The 17,003-nt window shown below is 38.5% G+C and carries 16 protein-coding genes; 9 read left to right on the forward strand and 7 right to left on the reverse strand.

The features are described from left to right. Positions 1-207 precede the first annotated feature (207 nt). Positions 208-1,038 (forward strand): mechanosensitive ion channel family protein, encoded by an 831-nt coding sequence (locus H4J38_RS01710; protein WP_182128866.1) that lies wholly within the window; start codon positions 208-210, stop codon positions 1,036-1,038. Next, positions 1,028-1,807: a YdiY family protein gene (locus H4J38_RS01715; RefSeq protein ID WP_182128868.1), complete on the forward strand. Its 780-nt coding sequence runs from the start codon at positions 1,028-1,030 to the stop codon at positions 1,805-1,807. Before H4J38_RS01710 ends, H4J38_RS01715 begins: the two co-directional genes overlap by 11 nt. A 70-nt stretch (positions 1,808-1,877) precedes the next feature. On the opposite strand, the gene H4J38_RS01720 is transcribed toward H4J38_RS01715, so the two are convergent. From H4J38_RS01720 to H4J38_RS01750, 7 genes are all read right to left on the reverse strand, one after another. Further along, positions 1,878-2,657 (reverse strand): metal ABC transporter permease, encoded by a 780-nt coding sequence (locus H4J38_RS01720; protein WP_182128870.1) that lies wholly within the window; start codon positions 2,655-2,657, stop codon positions 1,878-1,880. Between the two features lie 24 nt (positions 2,658-2,681). Next, entirely contained in the window at positions 2,682-3,593 is a 912-nt protein-coding gene (locus H4J38_RS01725; protein ID WP_182128872.1) for a metal ABC transporter solute-binding protein, Zn/Mn family, read from the reverse strand. Beyond that, entirely contained in the window at positions 3,577-4,824 is a 1,248-nt protein-coding gene (locus tag H4J38_RS01730) for an OprO/OprP family phosphate-selective porin (RefSeq protein ID WP_259365361.1), read from the reverse strand. The genes H4J38_RS01725 and H4J38_RS01730 overlap by 17 nt, the downstream gene beginning before the upstream one ends. A gap of 98 nt (positions 4,825-4,922) precedes the next feature. After that, positions 4,923-5,213, reverse strand: a complete 291-nt coding sequence (locus H4J38_RS01735; RefSeq protein ID WP_182130177.1) for an ABC-type zinc uptake system zinc chaperone — start codon at positions 5,211-5,213, stop codon at positions 4,923-4,925. 173 nt (positions 5,214-5,386) lie between these two features. Further along, positions 5,387-6,196 carry a co-chaperone DjlA gene (gene djlA, locus H4J38_RS01740; protein WP_182128874.1) on the reverse strand — a complete coding sequence of 270 codons (810 nt, stop codon included), beginning with the start codon at positions 6,194-6,196 and terminating at the stop codon, positions 5,387-5,389. Positions 6,197-6,232: 36 nt separating this feature from the next. Further along, entirely contained in the window at positions 6,233-6,934 is a 702-nt protein-coding gene (gene murU, locus H4J38_RS01745) for an N-acetylmuramate alpha-1-phosphate uridylyltransferase MurU (protein ID WP_182128876.1), read from the reverse strand. Between the two features lie 35 nt (positions 6,935-6,969). Continuing rightward, positions 6,970-7,971, reverse strand: coding sequence for an aminoglycoside phosphotransferase family protein (locus H4J38_RS01750; protein WP_182128878.1), 1,002 nt, complete (start codon positions 7,969-7,971; stop codon positions 6,970-6,972). Between the two features lie 145 nt (positions 7,972-8,116). Between H4J38_RS01750 and H4J38_RS01755 the strand changes: the two genes are divergently transcribed. The 7 genes from H4J38_RS01755 (at position 8,117) to H4J38_RS01785 (ending at position 16,945) form a co-directional block, all read left to right on the forward strand. Then, complete coding sequence (locus H4J38_RS01755) at positions 8,117-10,396, forward strand: LPS-assembly protein LptD (RefSeq protein ID WP_182128880.1); 2,280 nt, start codon at positions 8,117-8,119, stop codon at positions 10,394-10,396. Between the two features lie 20 nt (positions 10,397-10,416). Continuing rightward, positions 10,417-11,718 carry a peptidylprolyl isomerase SurA gene (gene surA, locus H4J38_RS01760; RefSeq protein ID WP_182128882.1) on the forward strand — a complete coding sequence of 434 codons (1,302 nt, stop codon included), beginning with the start codon at positions 10,417-10,419 and terminating at the stop codon, positions 11,716-11,718. Then, positions 11,715-12,707, forward strand: a complete 993-nt coding sequence (gene pdxA, locus H4J38_RS01765; RefSeq protein WP_182130070.1) for a 4-hydroxythreonine-4-phosphate dehydrogenase PdxA — start codon at positions 11,715-11,717, stop codon at positions 12,705-12,707. Before surA ends, pdxA begins: the two co-directional genes overlap by 4 nt. A gap of 18 nt (positions 12,708-12,725) precedes the next feature. After that, complete coding sequence (rsmA, locus tag H4J38_RS01770) at positions 12,726-13,547, forward strand: 16S rRNA (adenine(1518)-N(6)/adenine(1519)-N(6))-dimethyltransferase RsmA (protein ID WP_182128884.1); 822 nt, start codon at positions 12,726-12,728, stop codon at positions 13,545-13,547. Continuing rightward, positions 13,540-13,932: a Co2+/Mg2+ efflux protein ApaG gene (gene apaG / locus H4J38_RS01775; protein ID WP_182128885.1), complete on the forward strand. Its 393-nt coding sequence runs from the start codon at positions 13,540-13,542 to the stop codon at positions 13,930-13,932. Before rsmA ends, apaG begins: the two co-directional genes overlap by 8 nt. Positions 13,933-13,941: 9 nt before the next feature. After that, the gene (locus H4J38_RS01780; RefSeq protein ID WP_182128887.1) at positions 13,942-14,760 is read left to right on the forward strand and encodes a symmetrical bis(5'-nucleosyl)-tetraphosphatase; all 819 of its coding nucleotides are present in this window, start codon (positions 13,942-13,944) and stop codon (positions 14,758-14,760) included. Positions 14,761-14,926: 166 nt separating this feature from the next. Continuing rightward, on the forward strand, positions 14,927-16,945 hold the full coding sequence (locus tag H4J38_RS01785) for a methyl-accepting chemotaxis protein (RefSeq protein ID WP_182128889.1): 2,019 nt from the start codon (positions 14,927-14,929) through the stop codon (positions 16,943-16,945). The last annotated feature ends 58 nt before the right edge of the window (positions 16,946-17,003 follow it).

The following is a 17,003-nucleotide window of genomic DNA, read 5'->3' on the forward strand; positions in this document are numbered from 1 at the left end:
AGCATTTACCTGATTAGTTAATAAAAAATCCGATGATAATTAATCATCGGATTTTTTTTGCCACTTTTTTAAGTTTACTTAACCATTAACATAACTAAATATATTCAAGAAACAGTGAGTAAACCGAGTAATTTATTAACAATTTAATGAAATTTAATTTGATGTTCATTATAATCCCCCTTTTTATAACAATGCTTAGGATAAACAATGGACACTATTCAGAATTGGCTTGTCGATAACCAACAAATGCTAATAGATTTTACGCTCAAATTAATCGTTGCATTAGCTATTATTTTAATCGGTAAGTTTATCGCTAACTTGGTTCGAAATGGCGTAGTTAGAGTTATGCGTCACAGAGGCATGGATGAAGCGATTATCTCATTTCTCAGTAGCTTACTTTACGGTATGTTGTTCCTAGTTGTTATTATTACTGCTATTTCGCACTTAGGCTTTAACACCACGTCATTGGTTGCCATAGTCGGTGCTGCTGGTTTGGCAATTGGTTTAGCGTTACAAGGTTCATTATCTAACTTTGCCTCTGGCGTACTGCTTATTATATTAAAGCCATTCAAAAGTGGCGATTTCATCGATGTAGCCGGTGTTTCCGGTATTGTTGAAGAGATTCATGTTTTTTCAACAAAGTTAAGAACGGGTGACAATAAAGCCGTGATTATTCCAAATGGAAAAATCACCTCTAGTACTATTACCAACTTTTCAACTAAGCCTGAGCGCCGCTTAGATTTAGTTATCGGTGTTAGTTACGACGCAGATCTTGCAAAAACTAAAGCATTACTGACCAAGCTAACCAATGAGCATGAATTAGTATTAAAAGATAAAGATGTTGTGATCGGTGTTCAAGAGTTAGCCGAAAGCTCAGTAAACTTTGTTGTTCGCCCTTGGGTAACTTCCGCTGACTACTGGACACTACATCGCGATTTGCTTGAAAAAATTAAAGTAGCGCTAGACGATGCAGGCATAGAAATACCTTATCCACAATTATCATTACATGTAAGAAAGGAAGAAACGAATGAGTCATAAATTAATAGCAGCCGCATTGTGTTGTGTATCACTAGTATCGGTAGCAGAAGAAGCAACCGCTCCAAAAGTGAAGTCTCCTTATACTGCCTCGGCAGAGCTAGGTATGCTATTTAAAACAGGTGATACCAATAGTGCTGATGTTAAAGCGGGCTTTGATTTCACACACGAAGAAGCTGCTTGGAAATCGACAGTCACATTAGGCTTACTCGTCAAGAAAAGTGAGCAGGAAGATGACAACGGTGAAGAGCATTTTACCACCAGTGATCAAAAATGGACTGCTGTTGGTCAAACTAATTATAATTTAGACAAAACCAGTCCAAATTATATCTATGGTAACGTTTCTTATGAAGATAATCGCTTTAGCAACTTCAAAAGCCAAAGTTCAGTCTCGACCGGTTGGGGTCGTCGTTGGTACGAAACTGAAAAAGCGACATTAGATGCGGATATTGGTCCAGGTTATAAGCGCGATATTATTCGTGCAACTGATACTCAACCAGAAGAAACCAAAACTGCTTTTATTATTCAAGCACAAGCCTTATATAAGCGCGAGATAAACGAACATGTTTTATTTAAACAATTATTAGTAGCCAAATACGCGCCAAAAAGTGACGCAAATAGTACTTATAAAGCCAGAACATCAATCACCACAAAGTTGCTTGAAACGTTACAGCTTAAGTTTAGCTTTACGTTAGATTACAACACTGACGTTGAAGATGGCAAAGAAAATGTAAATACTGAAACAGCAATGACTTTGGTATACAGCTTCTAAGTATTAATTACAGCTAAGTTACAACACTTTTTATAAAGCCAGCACGTTTAACACGCTGGCTTTTCTATTTTTAAGTCAGCATCCTCTTATCCCTTTTTAGACCGACTTTACTTATTAGCCTAAAAACTACAGCACTCAACGCTAATGTCGCAACAATGGTTGCTCCGCTAGGTAAATCAAAACTCGCTGATAAATACAAACCTAATAAATATCCCACTAACCCCACGCCATAAGCCCAAAGTAATACGCGCTTACCCTGCAACTTATTAATGGCTAACGCTGGCAGAATTAAGGTACTAAATACTAAGTAAACCCCAACCAGTTCAACCGATAGCGTTATCACTACTGCGAATAATAGATAGAACGCTGGGCCGTCTAATATTTTAGGCTTATAAAATAATACCCCGAGGATCGCACTATAGATAATTGTTGGCAGCAGCAGTTGCTGCCAACTTACCCAGAGAATTTGTCCTGACATAAGTTGCTTAAGCAGCTCAGCGCCATGCGGATCACTAGACAGCAACAGCATAGCTGTCACGGCTGATAGAACGTAAAAACAACCTATCATAGCTTCCAGCTCTTCTGCCATATACTTAGCCAACCAAGCAATAATACCTGCTCCAGCTAAGGCAAATAGCGCTGGCATCCAAACGTTTGCATAAGCAAGTTCAGCAATGTCATGATCCATACGTACAACAATTGCCCCTAATGCTGCAATTTGTGCTATGGCTAAATCAATAAAAATAATGCCACGTTTTAATACTTGTTTACCTAATACAACATGGGTTGAAAGTACTAGTACACCGGCAGCAAAGGCCGGTAACAATATGGTGAGTAATTCATAATCCATCGAGGGCACCTTAAAATTGTGCTGTTATTTTTGTGTATTATTTACTTTAATCAGTAAATCTAACACATTGTCATACAGGCTAAATAAATCGGTACTTTGCTCATTACCTCCGACCGATAATGGCAGCACAATAACAGGTAAACTAGATTTTTCAGCTAACCATTTTGCGCCACGTTGATCTTGATAGGAAGCTATTATAATGGCTGAAATGTCACCTTTCCCAGCTTGTTTTAATAAGCTTGCAAGATGACTACTGGTTGGAGGTAAACCCGGTTTCGGCTCTAAATCAGCTACCTGCTCAATACTGGTAAAGTTAAATAAATAGCGAAAACTTGAGTGATAGGCAATGACTTTCATGCCTTGTAAATGACTCACTTTTATTTGCCACTTTGACATAGCTAGCTGCCAACGCTCAGCAAAATTTTCCAGTAGCTGTTGATATAACTCACTTTGCTGTGCATCTAGCTGAATTAACTTACTTGTTAATGCCCTCGCAATATCCAGCACACGCTGTGGCGAAAAATGTACATGTGGATTACCCGAACTATGAACATCGCCCATACTGCGGTCGACATTACTCACTTGATCTAATGTTTTCACATGTTCGGCTGCAAAAAATAAGCCTTTGTCTGTACTACGCACTTGCGCATTGGCTGCTTTCATTTGCAACATAGGTAACCAACCTATTTCTAAGTCAGCACCCGCGCAGATCACAAGATCTGCTTGGCGCATTTTAGCAATCAAACTAGGACGCGCTTGCACTTGATGTGGATCTTGCATCGCTGTGGTTGCCGAGTATATTCGTGCATCAGGTGCTAGCTCTTTTGCTAAAGCAGCATACTCAGGCTCGCAAGTGAAAATATTCATTTGCGCTAAAGCACTGTGGTTTAAGGTCAATAAAACACTGCTTAATAGTAATTTAAAATTGATGCGCATTATGTGCTCCCATTGCCATAACATATTGCAAAGTAATAACATTGTCATTTTCTGCATTTTCAAAGCCAATATTGCTTTGATGGCTAAACTCTACTCTGACCGTAGAAAAATGGCTATTATGCCAAGCAACACTGAATTCAGTTTCTTTAAGCGTTTGTTGATCAAAGTGCTCTTCATGTTGCAGCTGGCTATCTAACTGTCCGTACCGTAAGCCTGCTGACCAATTAGGTGAAAACTGATAAACACCACTGACATACCAAGCTTGGTGATAATCTTTAGCACTATTTTCTTCCTCATCATGTTCTTCTTCAGCAAACGCTTCATGAAGCTCAGGGACCATAAAATCACTGACTCTGAAATATTCAGCACTTAATGTTAAATGTTGATATTTATAATTACCATTAGGCGCCCATTTGTATACAAAATCAGTCACAAAGGTATTCTTACCTGTGTAGCTCGCTGAGTGAGCATGTGCATCTTCACCAGCTTCTTCTTCATGAGCTTCGGGGGTTAATTGGCCGTTTGCATTTCGTAAATAACTCACGCCTAATTGCCATGAACTTTCAATGTTGAGATCACCACCAATTTTTGTAAACGCGGTATAAACCCCAGTACTGTCAAACTCTCTTTCACCTGTTTCATCTGCAGCTCGCAAGCTTTCGCCAGCAAAAATTTCAGCACCCATGGTCCAATACAAATCTGTTGGTGCTATATAACTAACTCTCAAACCATCATCGAAATAATGACCACCTAAAAATGCTCGATAGGCACTTGGCCTGCTAGTAAAAGCATCAGAATGAAGGTGTTGATTATTTAAATAGCCAATATCCGATAAAAACCGGCCTGCACGAACAGTAAAGCCATTAGGCAATGCCATGGTTTGAATGAAAGCTTCTTCGATATTAACTTCGCTTTCACCGTTATGTGATTCAAATACTGTGGTGAGTTTGCCAAAGAACATATCATCGATACTGGCACTAAATGCCAATTCAGTTTCACCTAACCCAAAACCTTCAGCTCTTTCGGTCATTAAGCGATCTTCACTTTGATAATAACCATCTAAAACCGCACTAACCGTTAGATTAGAAAGTGATGGTGTTTGTGCGAAAGAAAGCGTGGAGAAAGCGCCTGATAATATTAAGGCTGCACTTACTTTAGCCGGCAAAAAAATAGCTAAAGAATCTGGTGTGCCAGCGGATAAGCGGGGTGGAAAAAATTGAAAATTTTTCATTTTGAAAATCTCTAAAATAATTAAACACGAATACAAAAGCCCCCATGCCGGATTGGCAAGTTGGTTAGGTAAAAATACAAATTGTTAAATAATTGCTTTTAGAGAGTTACGGGAGGTGCGCGACTTTGGTAAGTAACACTATGGGATAGTGCTAATATCGGTTGAGCAGTATGTGTTACTTCTACCTGCTGCTTAATAAAGTCAAAATTGGCGTCTTGCTGAGGTAGTACTTGATCGAATTGATGTTGGTGGAAGCACAAAGTACAGTGCTTTTTAGCACCTTCATCAATATGTTCAACACTATGTGCAGCAGCAGCCACAGACAATACAAGCAAGATAGCACTAAGCCAAATTGCGATATGTCGTCTGTTAGTTACTGAAAAGTACATTTGTGCTATCCATTGAATGATGAACCAAATTCGACATTAGTGTACGCGACTTACAACTTATCTTGCAAGCAGCACTACTGCCGTTGAACACAATTAATGGTGCTTTTATCGCAAGAGTGATGCTTAATCACATTCACTTCAAAATTCGCTTCAAGCTTGAAAGGTGCTCAGTATTACTTATTTTGCGCAGAAATTAACTCATAAGCTGCTTGAATGTCTTGCGCTTTTTGCTTTGCAGTTTCCATCATTTCAGGTGGTAAACCTTTCGCTACCAACTTATCAGGATGATGCTGAGACATAAGTTTACGGTAAGCTTTTTTAATTTCACCTGGTGAGTTTTGATCAGAAACGCCTAACACTTTATAGGCATTTTCAAGTTGCTTGCCTGATTGCGCAAAACTTTGATTTGCGCCACCTCGACCTTGTTGATGAAAATTAGCCCCCGCAATAATCATCTCTAATAATTTATCTAACTCTTGAGCTGAGTAGCCTAAACCATTAGCTATTTGATGTAATGCTTCACGTTCATCTTCATCGAGACGGCCGTCAGCGAATGCCACTTGAATTTGAATTTCTAGAAACAGTAATAATAAGTCTTGACGATTTCCTACAGCAGATTTTAATTCGGTTAACCGCTCAGTAAGTGGAAAACCGGTGGTTTTTCCATCCCTAAATGCATCTTGAGCTTGTTGACGAAGTGCATCTTTAAGCCCCAACTTATCCATATAGGCATTGGCAAAGGCAATTTCATGTTGCGTAACCTGACCATTAGCCTTTGCGATATAGCCCATGACTGAAAAGCTACTATAAAAAAATGTTGCTTGACGTTCGGCATCACTTTTAGCGCCACCTAAAGAATTGAAGTTTAGACCTATGCCTTTATCAAATCGATGTCCGAGCCATGCACCCAACAGTGCACCAAAAATGTTCTTACTCAGCATTAAACCAAATAAAAAACCTAAAACTTTACCCCAAATTTGCATCGTAAAACTCAATAGTTGATTAAATATAAAATTATTTTAAATAGTGTTTAGCTTAGCTAAACGTTCAGGTGTACCAACATCAGTCCAAGCAGAAGCTATAATACTCGCTGATACTTTGTTCTGATCAGCGGCAGCTCTTAACATCGGTGCTAAAGGCTGCACTACTCGTTGCGAGATTAATTCTCCCGGCTCTGTTGCCGTATATTGCTTAAAGAAGCTTTTTCTATAGAGGGCAATACCACTAAAGGTATAGGTCTCTTGATTGTTACTTTTGGGATTAACCAACATCCCCCTAGCTACTTGAAAGTCACCACTTAGATTATGCTCTGGATTTTCAACTAACAGCAAATGCGCGTTGCATTCAACAGATAATAATGGCAGCTCGCTTAAATTAAAGTCGCAGTAAATATCGCCATTAATCACCAAAAAAATATCATTTTCATGTTCAGCCAACAAAGGCAGCGCTTTAATAATACCACCTGCAGTTTCCAATGCGACAGGCTCTTCACTGTAGCTTATATTCGCCGAAAATTGCTTGCCGCAGCCAAGGTAATCTACAATTTTTTGACCCAACCAAGCATGATTAATCACAATATCGTTAATACCCGCCGCAACTAAGTTTTTTACGTGATGTTCAATCAGCGGTAATCCTTTGACTTTGAGTAACGGCTTAGGGCAATTATCGGTGAGTGGTCGCATTCGCTCACCTCGCCCTGCGGCTAAGATCATTGCTTTCATGAAATATTTTCCAAAATTTAATCCAATTGATGAAACTAAGTTAATTTTTTTAGTGCTGGTATAACCCGTTGAGTAACCAATTCGTGCAAGAAACTGAGTTTATCATATTGTGCGCTAACATCTTGTATGTAGGCTAAAGTAAGTGGAATATCAGCTAAATAGCCTGACTTGTTGTCTCTATGATGTAAGCGCGCAAAAATACCACTGGCTTTTATATGGCGTTGCAATCCTGTTAAATCAAACCAATATTGCCACTTTTCTTTAGTAATATTTTCATCAGGGATAAAGCTTTGTACTTGTTGACGATAATTTTCCATTAACGGCGTTATTAACTCGTTTGGCCAACGCACATAGCAATCTCTTAATAATGACACTAAATCATAAATAACAGGACCTTGTACAGCATCTTGAAAATCAATAATGCCAAGTTTATCATTATCTAACAGCATAATATTTCGACTGTGATAATCGCGATGCATAAATACTTTAGGTTGCTCAACAATGGCGGAAACCAAAAATTCAAAACAAGCGTTTAAATCTAATTTCTCATCAGCGGTTAAATAAATTTCTAAGTGTTTATCTAATAACCATTCACTAAATATTGCTAGTTCAGTGTGGATAAATTGTTCATTATAATCTGGCAATTTAGCCACTAATGCTGTTTTACATCTAAGCATTTTGTTCAGTTCAATTATCGCTTTGGCATAATGCTGCTGCATGTTTTCATTTGATAGCCGATCAGCCAATACAGTATCGCCAAAGTCACTAAGACAAAGAAAACCGTTTTTAAGGTCTGCCGCTAAAATGTTAGGCACATTCACATCAACTACTTGCAAAATATTCTGCACATCTACAAATGCTTGATTATTTGATAATTTTACCGGTGCATCAACTGCAATATAGCTTTGGTTTTGATAGTCAAAACGAAAGTAACGTCGAAACCCAGCATCCCCTGTTAGCGGTATTAGTTTAATATTCTGTGTCGAGAAATGACTTTCTAGCCAGTGTAATAAATCTGTAGTTCTTAAGTTATTCAATGAAAGATATCTCTAAAAAAATTATACTGCCAATATAACTAATTAGCAGGCTAATGAAAATTGCTATATTATTATTGCCATTAGCGGTAAAATGCCGCCCTGAATCTAGGCTTTGTATTTTTCAAGTTAATTACCCGGACCATAAATGCGTTTTCCCTTAAACAAAATTTCCTTTCTCTGCCTGATATTTTTTACATTTGGTAGTAAGGCGCAAAATATTGAAGCAAATACAAATATAGCCAATCAGTGTCCAATTCCATTTTACGCCAATATTGCCGACGAAACAGATAAGCAGGCGAATGATAACTACACTATTTTATCTTCGACCTCACGTATCAAAAAAGGTGAATATGCCACATTCACTGGTGGCGTTACCTTGTTAAATCAAGATAAATCCATTGTTGCTGACCAATTATCAGTTAACCGCAGAACATCTACGGTCGACGCCAGTGGCGACATTCACTTTCAAAATAAAGGCATAGATATTTTTGCCGACTCTCTTAATATTAATCAATTACAAAAAACGACATCACTCACGGCAACCTCATATCAATTAAATGGCTCTGCTGGCCATGGTAGCGCGAAAGAAATTAATATTAATGGCAATGGTAAAACCCTGAGTTTTATAGACTCAAGTTTTACCACTTGTTACGATCCGGTGCCTGATTGGCAAATGCGAGCTAGTGAAATTAACATTTCATCAGATAAAAAATCGCTCGAAGCTTATCACGCACGCTTTAGCCTTTTTGATGTACCGATTTTATATGTTCCCTATTTAACCATGCCGCTCAGCAATGATCGCATGTCAGGTTTTTTATACCCCAAAATAAGCACCTCGAAGAGTTCAGGTTTAGAAGTTGAAACACCTTATTATGTCAATATTGCAGAAAACATCGATGCGACTATCACGCCACGTTATATGTCAGAAAGAGGTACGCAGTTAATTACTGAATTAAGATATTTAGATGGCTTACAATCAGGCCAAATTGATATTGAATATCTTAATAAAGATAAAAAGCTTATTAGCAATGATGACTCTCGATACTTAGCACGACTGCAGCATATTGGCACATTTTCAGAGCGGTTTAGAGCTCACGTTGATTACACCACCATTAGTGATGATAATTACTTAGTGGATTTGGGCAGTAGTCAATTTAATGCCAATGACGCCTATTTGTATCAAATTGGTGAACTTGCTTACTTTGCAGAAAACTGGCAAACAACCATAAAAATGCAAGATTTTGAACTACTGGGCAATCATCAGCAGAGTTACAAAACCTTACCGCAAATAGAAATGAGTGGTCAGCAAACCTTAGATGATTTTGATGGTATTTTTGATGTCTATACTGAGTTTTCAAATTTCGACACGGCAGATAAAACAAAACCAACCGCCCAAAGGTATCATTTAGAAGCCGGCTTGTTATACCCCATGGTGACTCCTGCATGGTTTTTAAATTCAGAATTTAAAGTGCTTCAAACCAACTACAGCCAAAAAAATATTAGTAGTGACAGTCGGTTAGAAAAAGACATCAGCAGAACTTTACCAAAAATACGTTTACATGGCGGCGTAAATTTTGACCGTAATATGGCCTTATTTAATAAAGACTATAACCAAACATTAGAGCCACAATTACAATATCTTTATATTCCAGATAAAGATCAAAACAATATTGGTATTTACGACACAACAAACTTACAAGATGACTTTAATGGCTTATTCCGTGACCGTCGTTTTAGCGGCATAGATCGCATAGCACAAGCCAACCAAATATCTTGGGGGATAACAAGTCGACTTTTAACTGCAGAAAATAATGAAGTGCTGCGCTTTAGTTTAGGGCGTATCGTTTATTTAAATGAGAGCAACTTTGACAATAGTGATCAAAATTCCTTAGTAGATAAATCAGCACTTGCGGCTGATATATTTGTCCACTTAAGTCGTAATTGGCAGTTTAGTTCTGATATTCAGTACAATACCGATTTAGGCGTTACCAATAAAAGCCAGACAACATTAGATTATTTATTTTCTAATAATCAAACAATTCAATTGAACCATCGCTATGCTCGTGATGTCTCAGGAGAGTCATTAGAGCAAATGTCATTAGCCACTAACATCAAGGTTGCACAACGTTGGCAGTTTGTGGGTCGATTTACACAAGACTTACAAGGAAAGCGTAGTATCGAAAGTTATGCCGGTCTTGAATACAGTAGTTGCTGTTGGGGTATTCGTTTTACTTACCATCGCAATATTAATTCAAAAATTGACGACAGTGGTAACATAAACGAAAATCGAGATGCATTTGATAGCAGTTTTAATATTCAATTTGTATATAATGGTATAAATAGCAATAAATCTTCCAACAGTGTTGGAGATATGTTTAATTCAAGTATATTTGGCTATAAACGCCCTTACTTCCTCAATAACTAATTAAAAGAAATTTACGTTACATGAAAAATTTATTTAAATTATTACTTCTTAGCTCAGTGCTAATTGTAAGCTCACTTGAACAAGCCCAGGCCGCAGAAGTTGAACTAGATCGAGTAGCCGCAGTGGTTAATAGCGGTGTGGTATTAGAATCTGAAGTCAAAGATTTACTCGCTTCAGTTACCCTACAAGCTAAAAAGAATAACCAAACATTACCATCAGATCGTGCTTTGCGTATCCAAGTAATAGACAAGTTAATTAATGACGCGATAATCGCACAGCTAGGTGAGCGCATGGGCATTCAGATCAGTGATGCTCAGCTTGATGAGACCTTGTCTAATATGGCAAAAGAGAATAAGCAATCACTTGAATCATTTCGACAAGCGCTTATTTCAGATGGTTTAGATTATGAAAAATATCGTGAAAGTGTCCGTAATGAATTAATTTCAGGTGAAGTTAGACGCGCTAGTTTACGTCGCCGCATATATATATCACCTCAAGAAATCGCCAACTTATTGTCAGTTATGAAAGAACAAACCAATGCTGATGTAGAGTACCGTTTAGGGCATATATTAATTGAGTTCCCTAATAATCCTAAGCAAGCTGATATCAGTGCCGCGAAAGTTCGTGCCGAGAAAGTTCTTGAATTATTAAATGATGGTAGCGACTTTACAAATATTGCCATGACTTCGTCTGGCGGCGGAAATGCCCTTGAAGGTGGTGATTTAGGTTGGAAAACTATTAATGAAATCCCAACTTTATTTTCTGAATTAGTCGATGGTCAAGAAAAAGGTAGTATTTTTGGTCCAATCCGTACTGGTTTAGGTTTTAGTATCGTGAAGTTAGTCGATGTTCGTGGTCGTCAAACCGTAGAAGTTGAAGAAGTAAAAGCAAGTCACATCTTGATTGAACCTTCTATTATTCTCAGTGAAGCTAAGGCAAAAGAGTTATTACAAGGTTTTATCGATCAACTCAATGCAGGTGAAGCCGACTTTGCTGAACTTGCTAAAAAGCACTCTGATGGTCCAACCTCAGTGCGAGGTGGTGATTTAGGCTGGGCAGATCCTGGCAAATATGATCCCGCATTTTCTGAAGCATTGGCACGCTTAGATATCGACGAAGTGGGTAAACCTTTTCGTACATCATTTGGTTGGCACATTGCTAAATTAACCGGCCGTAGAACTTTAGATGCCACTGAGCAAATGAATGAGAACCGCGTCTATCAATTACTTTACAACCGTAAATTTGGTATGGAAGGTGCACGTTGGATCAAAGAATTACGCGACGAAGCGTACATAGAAATAATCCAAACAGGTAAAAAATAGTGTTAAAAAGAATTGCAATAACACCAGGAGAGCCTGCAGGTATCGGCCCAGATCTGATGATAAAAGTAGCTCAGCAAGATTGGCCAACGCAAATTGTTGCTGTCGCTTCTCCTGAGTTATTAACTGCAAGGGCGAAACTATTAAATTTGCCGCTTAACATTAAGCTTTATAACGCTAATGATGAAGTAACTGCGCACAAAGCAGGAACATTAATTGTATTGCCTGTGCCATTAAATGATGTTTGCCAACCGGGTGTACTTAATGCCAACAATGGTCATTATGTTGTTGAAACATTACGTATTGCGAGTGAAAGAAACATTTCAGGCGAATTTGATGCCGTAGTTACCGGCCCAGTACATAAAGGCTTGATAAATAAAGCCGGCATAGCATTTAGTGGGCATACAGAATACTTTGCTCATCAAGCAAACTGCTCTGACGTAGTGATGATGTTAGCTACAGAAGGCTTAAGAGTTGCTCTAGTAACAACGCATATCCCTTTAGCCTATGTATCTAAAGCTATTACACACGAAAGACTGCAAAAAGTAGCGCGCATATTACACCAAGATTTGATCAATAAATTTGGTATCCCTGATCCTAAAATTTATGTCTGTGGTATAAACCCGCATGCGGGTGAAGACGGCCATCTAGGCCGCGAAGAAATTGATGTAATGATCCCCGCTTTAGACGAATTACGTTCAGAAGGCATGAATCTTATTGGTCCTTTACCTGCTGATACTATTTTTCAAGCTAAATACTTAGATGATGCCGATGCTATTTTGAGCATGTTTCATGACCAAGGTTTACCTGTACTGAAATTCAAAGGTTTTGGCGCTTCGGTAAATATTACCCTAGGACTGCCATTCATTAGAACATCTGTTGATCACGGTACCGCTTTAGACCTAGCAGGTACCGACAAAGCTGATGTTGGCAGTTTTATTGAAGCGATAAACACGGCAATAACATTGGCTAACAACCATGAAAAAGATTAATTCGAGCAAAAAAATACTATGAGTAAAAATTCCCATTTAGGTCATCAAGCTAAAAAACGCTTTGGACAAAATTTTTTACATAATGAAGCTATCATTAGCGATATTGTTGACGCCATCAACCCAGAGCCAGGTGAAAACTTAGTTGAAATTGGTCCAGGATTAGGCGCACTGACCGAGCCTGTTATAGAACGTGCAGGTCACCTCAGTGTAGTAGAATTAGATCGAGATTTAGCACATAGATTGCGCCATCATCCATTTTTGGCACCAAAATTAACTATCTATGAAGAAGACGCCTTAAAATTTGATTTTGCTCAATTAGCGAATGCTGAAAAACCATTACGAATTTTTGGTAATTTGCCATATAACATTTCAACCCCGCTTATCTTTCATCTACTGACGTTTAAAGACAAAGTTAAAGATATGCACTTTATGCTACAAAAAGAAGTCGTACAACGTATGGCATCAGGTGAAAACTGTAAAGCTTTTGGCCGTTTGTCAATCATGACACAATATCAATGCCAAGTTATTCCAGTGATGGAAATAGGCCCAGAAGCCTTTAAACCAGCACCAAAAGTAGACTCGGCTATCGTCAGGTTAATACCGCATAAAATCATTAAAAACCCGGTTAAGGATATTAATGCATTAAATAAGGTCTGTTTAGCGGCCTTTAATCAGCGTCGAAAAACCATTCGTAACAGCTTTAAAAAACTAATATCTGTCGAGCAGTTAACTGAATTGGGGATAGATCCCGGACTACGTCCAGAGAATTTAGCCTTAGCCGACTTTGTTATGTTAGCTAACTTTGTTACTGACAATCCAATAGCACTTGACGATGAGTAATAACAACATAGCAACAACTGCTAACATTCAAGTTTCAGTAGTTAGCGACTATATTGCACAGCAATCTGTCGAAGCTGAGCATCAGTTTGTTTTTAGTTACACCATTACTGTTACAAATAACGGTGAAGAAACGGTACAACTACTAAGTCGTTATTGGTTAATTACCGACGCTAATGGTGACTCTAGTACCGTGACAGGTGAAGGAGTTATCGGCCAACAACCTTTTATTAAAGCAGGCCAAAGCTTTACTTATACTAGCGGTTGTATATTGAAATCTCCGCTAGGTAATATGCAAGGGCACTATCAGATGCAAATTAACTCTGCAACCTTAGTTCAAGTTGAAGTTCCGCTATTTCGATTAGCAAAGCCCAACATATTAAATTAGAGATCGCTAATGGCAGTTTATTTCGTCGGTGACATTCAAGGCTGCTACAGCGAACTAGATGCTTTATTAACTCAAGTAGGATTTTCAAACACTAGCGACCAACTTTATGTCGCTGGTGACCTAGTTGCCCGCGGACCTAACTCCCTTGAAACATTACGCTTTATTAAGTCGATCAACCAAAATGCTAAAGTAGTTTTAGGGAATCATGACTTACATTTACTTGCCGTTTATCACGGTATTAAAAAAGTAAAACAGCAAGATCAGCTATCGGCATTATTAGCCGCACCCGATGCAGCAGAGCTCATGCACTGGTTAATTCAACAGCCGCTTATTCAAAAACTACCCAATGAAGAAACGTATATGAGCCACGCTGGGCTCTCACCACAGTGGACACCACAACAAGCACTTAAACAGGCTAAAATAGCGCAGCAACATTTAACCTCTTCAGCAAGTCACACTTGGTTGAGAAAAATGTATGGTGAACAGCCTACAAACTGGTTAGAGGCAGACGATGAACTCAGCCGTTTTAGATTTACCATCAACTCGCTAACCCGTATGCGCTATTGCTTAGCTGATGGTAGTTTAGACTTTAGCTGTAAAGAAAGCCCTAGCAATGCACCAAAAGAATTATCACCTTGGTTTGAATTTCAGCATATTAGCGATAATACTCAATGGGTATTTGGTCATTGGGCTGCTTTAATGGGACATTGCCAAGCTAATAATATATACGCACTAGATACTGGCTGTGTTTGGGGACAACACATGACTATGCTTAGGTGGCATGATAAAAAAATATTTATCGAACAATCGCATAAAAATCTAAGATAAAGTCTAGCATTAGTTTAAAAAGTAATTTAGCTTGTTATACTAGCGATAATACTTATCTACTTTCCTTTGTAGTCTAATAATAATTAACGTTCACACGCATTTATATTTCAGTTTATTAATTATAGTGTGATCAAATAATGATTTAATTTATATATTGGTGGGATCTATGAAATTAACCGTAGCAATGAAAATAATTGGTGGTTTTGCCATTATTTCACTTTTACTCATTTTAACCAGCGTAATATCATGGAATAGTTTAAATACTATTGGCGATGCTACAAAGCAGCAAGATGAACTTGCAATACCTACATTAAAAGCAAGTAACAAATTAGCTAACGATCTAACCGGTATTGGCAACCTAACTCTGCGCGCATATTATCAAACAGAATTAGCACCGCTTAGAGGAAACTATAACGCTTTTGATGCTGACAAAAATAACTTTAGAACTCACCTAACGAAATTAAAAAGTATCGTTCAGAACGAAGCAAGCTTAATCGCTAACTTGCGTAAAGTTGATTCCGTTTACAGTAGCTTAGAGAGCGAAATCGATAAGGTACTTAGTAATCGAAAACTTGCAATAGAACAACGCCTCGCTCTAGCTGACAAGATAGACATAATCGAGGAAAAAGCAGACGATACTGCGACTATTTTACTAGATCTTGGCGACCACGAGCTCGCATCAACAAAGTTACAACGTGCTGTTAGTTTAGCTGAACGCTTAGAGACTTTGCTTAATAGCATTGTTAGTTCATCTTTTGAATATCGTGAATTAAAAGATAAACAGTCAGCATCATTGGTCACCAGTGAAATTGAAAACACTTTTAATGATATTAAAAAGTCAGTTAAAGATGTGGTTAATGAGTTAAATTTACAAGACATGGCTGGTATTGCAGATGAATTAACTGATAGTTTTTCAGCATTAGAAGATTACATCACCGGCAGTGATAAAATTTTTGCTAATAAAAATAACCAACTAAACGCCATTGCAGCTGCAACTGTGAGTTTGAAATTAGCAGAAGATGGCATTAGTAGCGCTAATGCAATATTAGACACGCAAGTCGACCTAGCCAATAAAACAACAATCGCAACAGGCGCTTTAGTTGAAAAATCTGTTTCTGACGGCACTCGCAACACCTTAGTCATTACCCTAGTTTCGATTACCTTGGCAATTATCATAGCGTGGATAACGTTAACCAGCATTACTCGCCCTTTAAAGCGCGTAAACGAAATGCTCAATGTCGTCGCTTCTGGTGACTTATCTCGCAAGTTAGATGAAAGTGGTAATGATGAGTTCGCTCAGCTTTCACGTAACTGCAACTTATTAATAGATAGTTTACGAAGCTTAATCCAAAGTATTGTCAGTCGCTCGACCCAACTAGCAACAGCGGCAGAGCAAACTTCTGCAGTAACCGCTCAAAGTACGACGGCAATAGAAGAGCAACGCATGCAAGTAGAACAAGCGGCCTCGGCGACCACCGAAATGAGCAGTACGGCACAAAGTGTGCTATCAAGTGCCAATGACGCCTTAGGCGAAATCAAGCAAGCAGATGACGAAGCTGAGCGTGTTAAAGTTATTTCTGGTCGTAACCGTCAAACTATTGAGCTATTAGCTAATGAAGTAGAATCTGCCTCGCAAGTTATCAATAAATTACAACAAGATAGCGCATCAATCGGCGGCATTCTTGATGTTATCAGAGGCATTGCAGAACAAACCAACTTATTAGCACTAAACGCTGCTATAGAAGCAGCACGTGCTGGTGAACAAGGCAGAGGCTTTGCCGTAGTGGCTGATGAAGTAAGAACGTTAGCTAGCCGAACTCAAGAATCAACCCAAGAAATTCAAAATATGATTGAAGTGCTGCAAGGCGGTGCTGAAAAAGCCGTTTCAGTTATGGATGCAGGCAAAAAACAAGCGACAAACTGTGTGGAACAAAGCATTCAAGCCGAACAAGCACTTGATACTATTACACACGCTGTACATGAAGCCTTTGATCGTAGTTCGCAAATAGCAACCGCGGCTGAAGAGCAAAGCGTGGTTGCCCATGAAATAAGCGAAAATTTAGAATCAATTGTGGCTATTGCTGAACAAACGACAGCTGGCTCTAAACAAACTGCAGAATCAAGCAGTGAAGTTGCCCGCTTAGCTGAAGAATTACAACAATCGGTACAAGAATTTAAGCTTTAGTTATCATCAGAGTTTAAATAGCATAAAGAGCTTAATGTCTAATAGTTATGGTGTTTTC

The sequence above is a fragment of the Colwellia sp. BRX10-3 genome (assembly GCF_014077505.1).
Taxonomy (GTDB): domain Bacteria; phylum Pseudomonadota; class Gammaproteobacteria; order Enterobacterales; family Alteromonadaceae; genus Cognaticolwellia.

Bases quoted from the DNA above. Each gene is read 5' to 3' on its own strand.
- murU (WP_182128876.1), bottom strand. From the start codon at position 6,934: ATGAAAGCAATGATCTTAGCCGCAGGGCGAGGTGAGCGAATGCGACCA.
- H4J38_RS01735 (WP_182130177.1), bottom strand. From the start codon at position 5,213: ATGTACTTTTCAGTAACTAACAGACGACATATCGCAATTTGGCTTAGT.
- apaG (WP_182128885.1), top strand. From the start codon at position 13,540: ATGAGTAATAACAACATAGCAACAACTGCTAACATTCAAGTTTCAGTA.
- H4J38_RS01725 (WP_182128872.1), bottom strand. From the start codon at position 3,593: ATGCGCATCAATTTTAAATTACTATTAAGCAGTGTTTTATTGACCTTA.
- H4J38_RS01780 (WP_182128887.1), top strand. From the start codon at position 13,942: ATGGCAGTTTATTTCGTCGGTGACATTCAAGGCTGCTACAGCGAACTA.
- H4J38_RS01710 (WP_182128866.1), top strand. From the start codon at position 208: ATGGACACTATTCAGAATTGGCTTGTCGATAACCAACAAATGCTAATA.
- surA (WP_182128882.1), top strand. From the start codon at position 10,417: ATGAAAAATTTATTTAAATTATTACTTCTTAGCTCAGTGCTAATTGTA.
- H4J38_RS01715 (WP_182128868.1), top strand. From the start codon at position 1,028: ATGAGTCATAAATTAATAGCAGCCGCATTGTGTTGTGTATCACTAGTA.
- H4J38_RS01785 (WP_182128889.1), top strand. From the start codon at position 14,927: ATGAAATTAACCGTAGCAATGAAAATAATTGGTGGTTTTGCCATTATT.
- H4J38_RS01720 (WP_182128870.1), bottom strand. From the start codon at position 2,657: ATGGATTATGAATTACTCACCATATTGTTACCGGCCTTTGCTGCCGGT.
- djlA (WP_182128874.1), bottom strand. From the start codon at position 6,196: ATGCAAATTTGGGGTAAAGTTTTAGGTTTTTTATTTGGTTTAATGCTG.
- H4J38_RS01755 (WP_182128880.1), top strand. From the start codon at position 8,117: ATGCGTTTTCCCTTAAACAAAATTTCCTTTCTCTGCCTGATATTTTTT.
- H4J38_RS01730 (WP_259365361.1), bottom strand. From the start codon at position 4,824: ATGAAAAATTTTCAATTTTTTCCACCCCGCTTATCCGCTGGCACACCA.
- rsmA (WP_182128884.1), top strand. From the start codon at position 12,726: ATGAGTAAAAATTCCCATTTAGGTCATCAAGCTAAAAAACGCTTTGGA.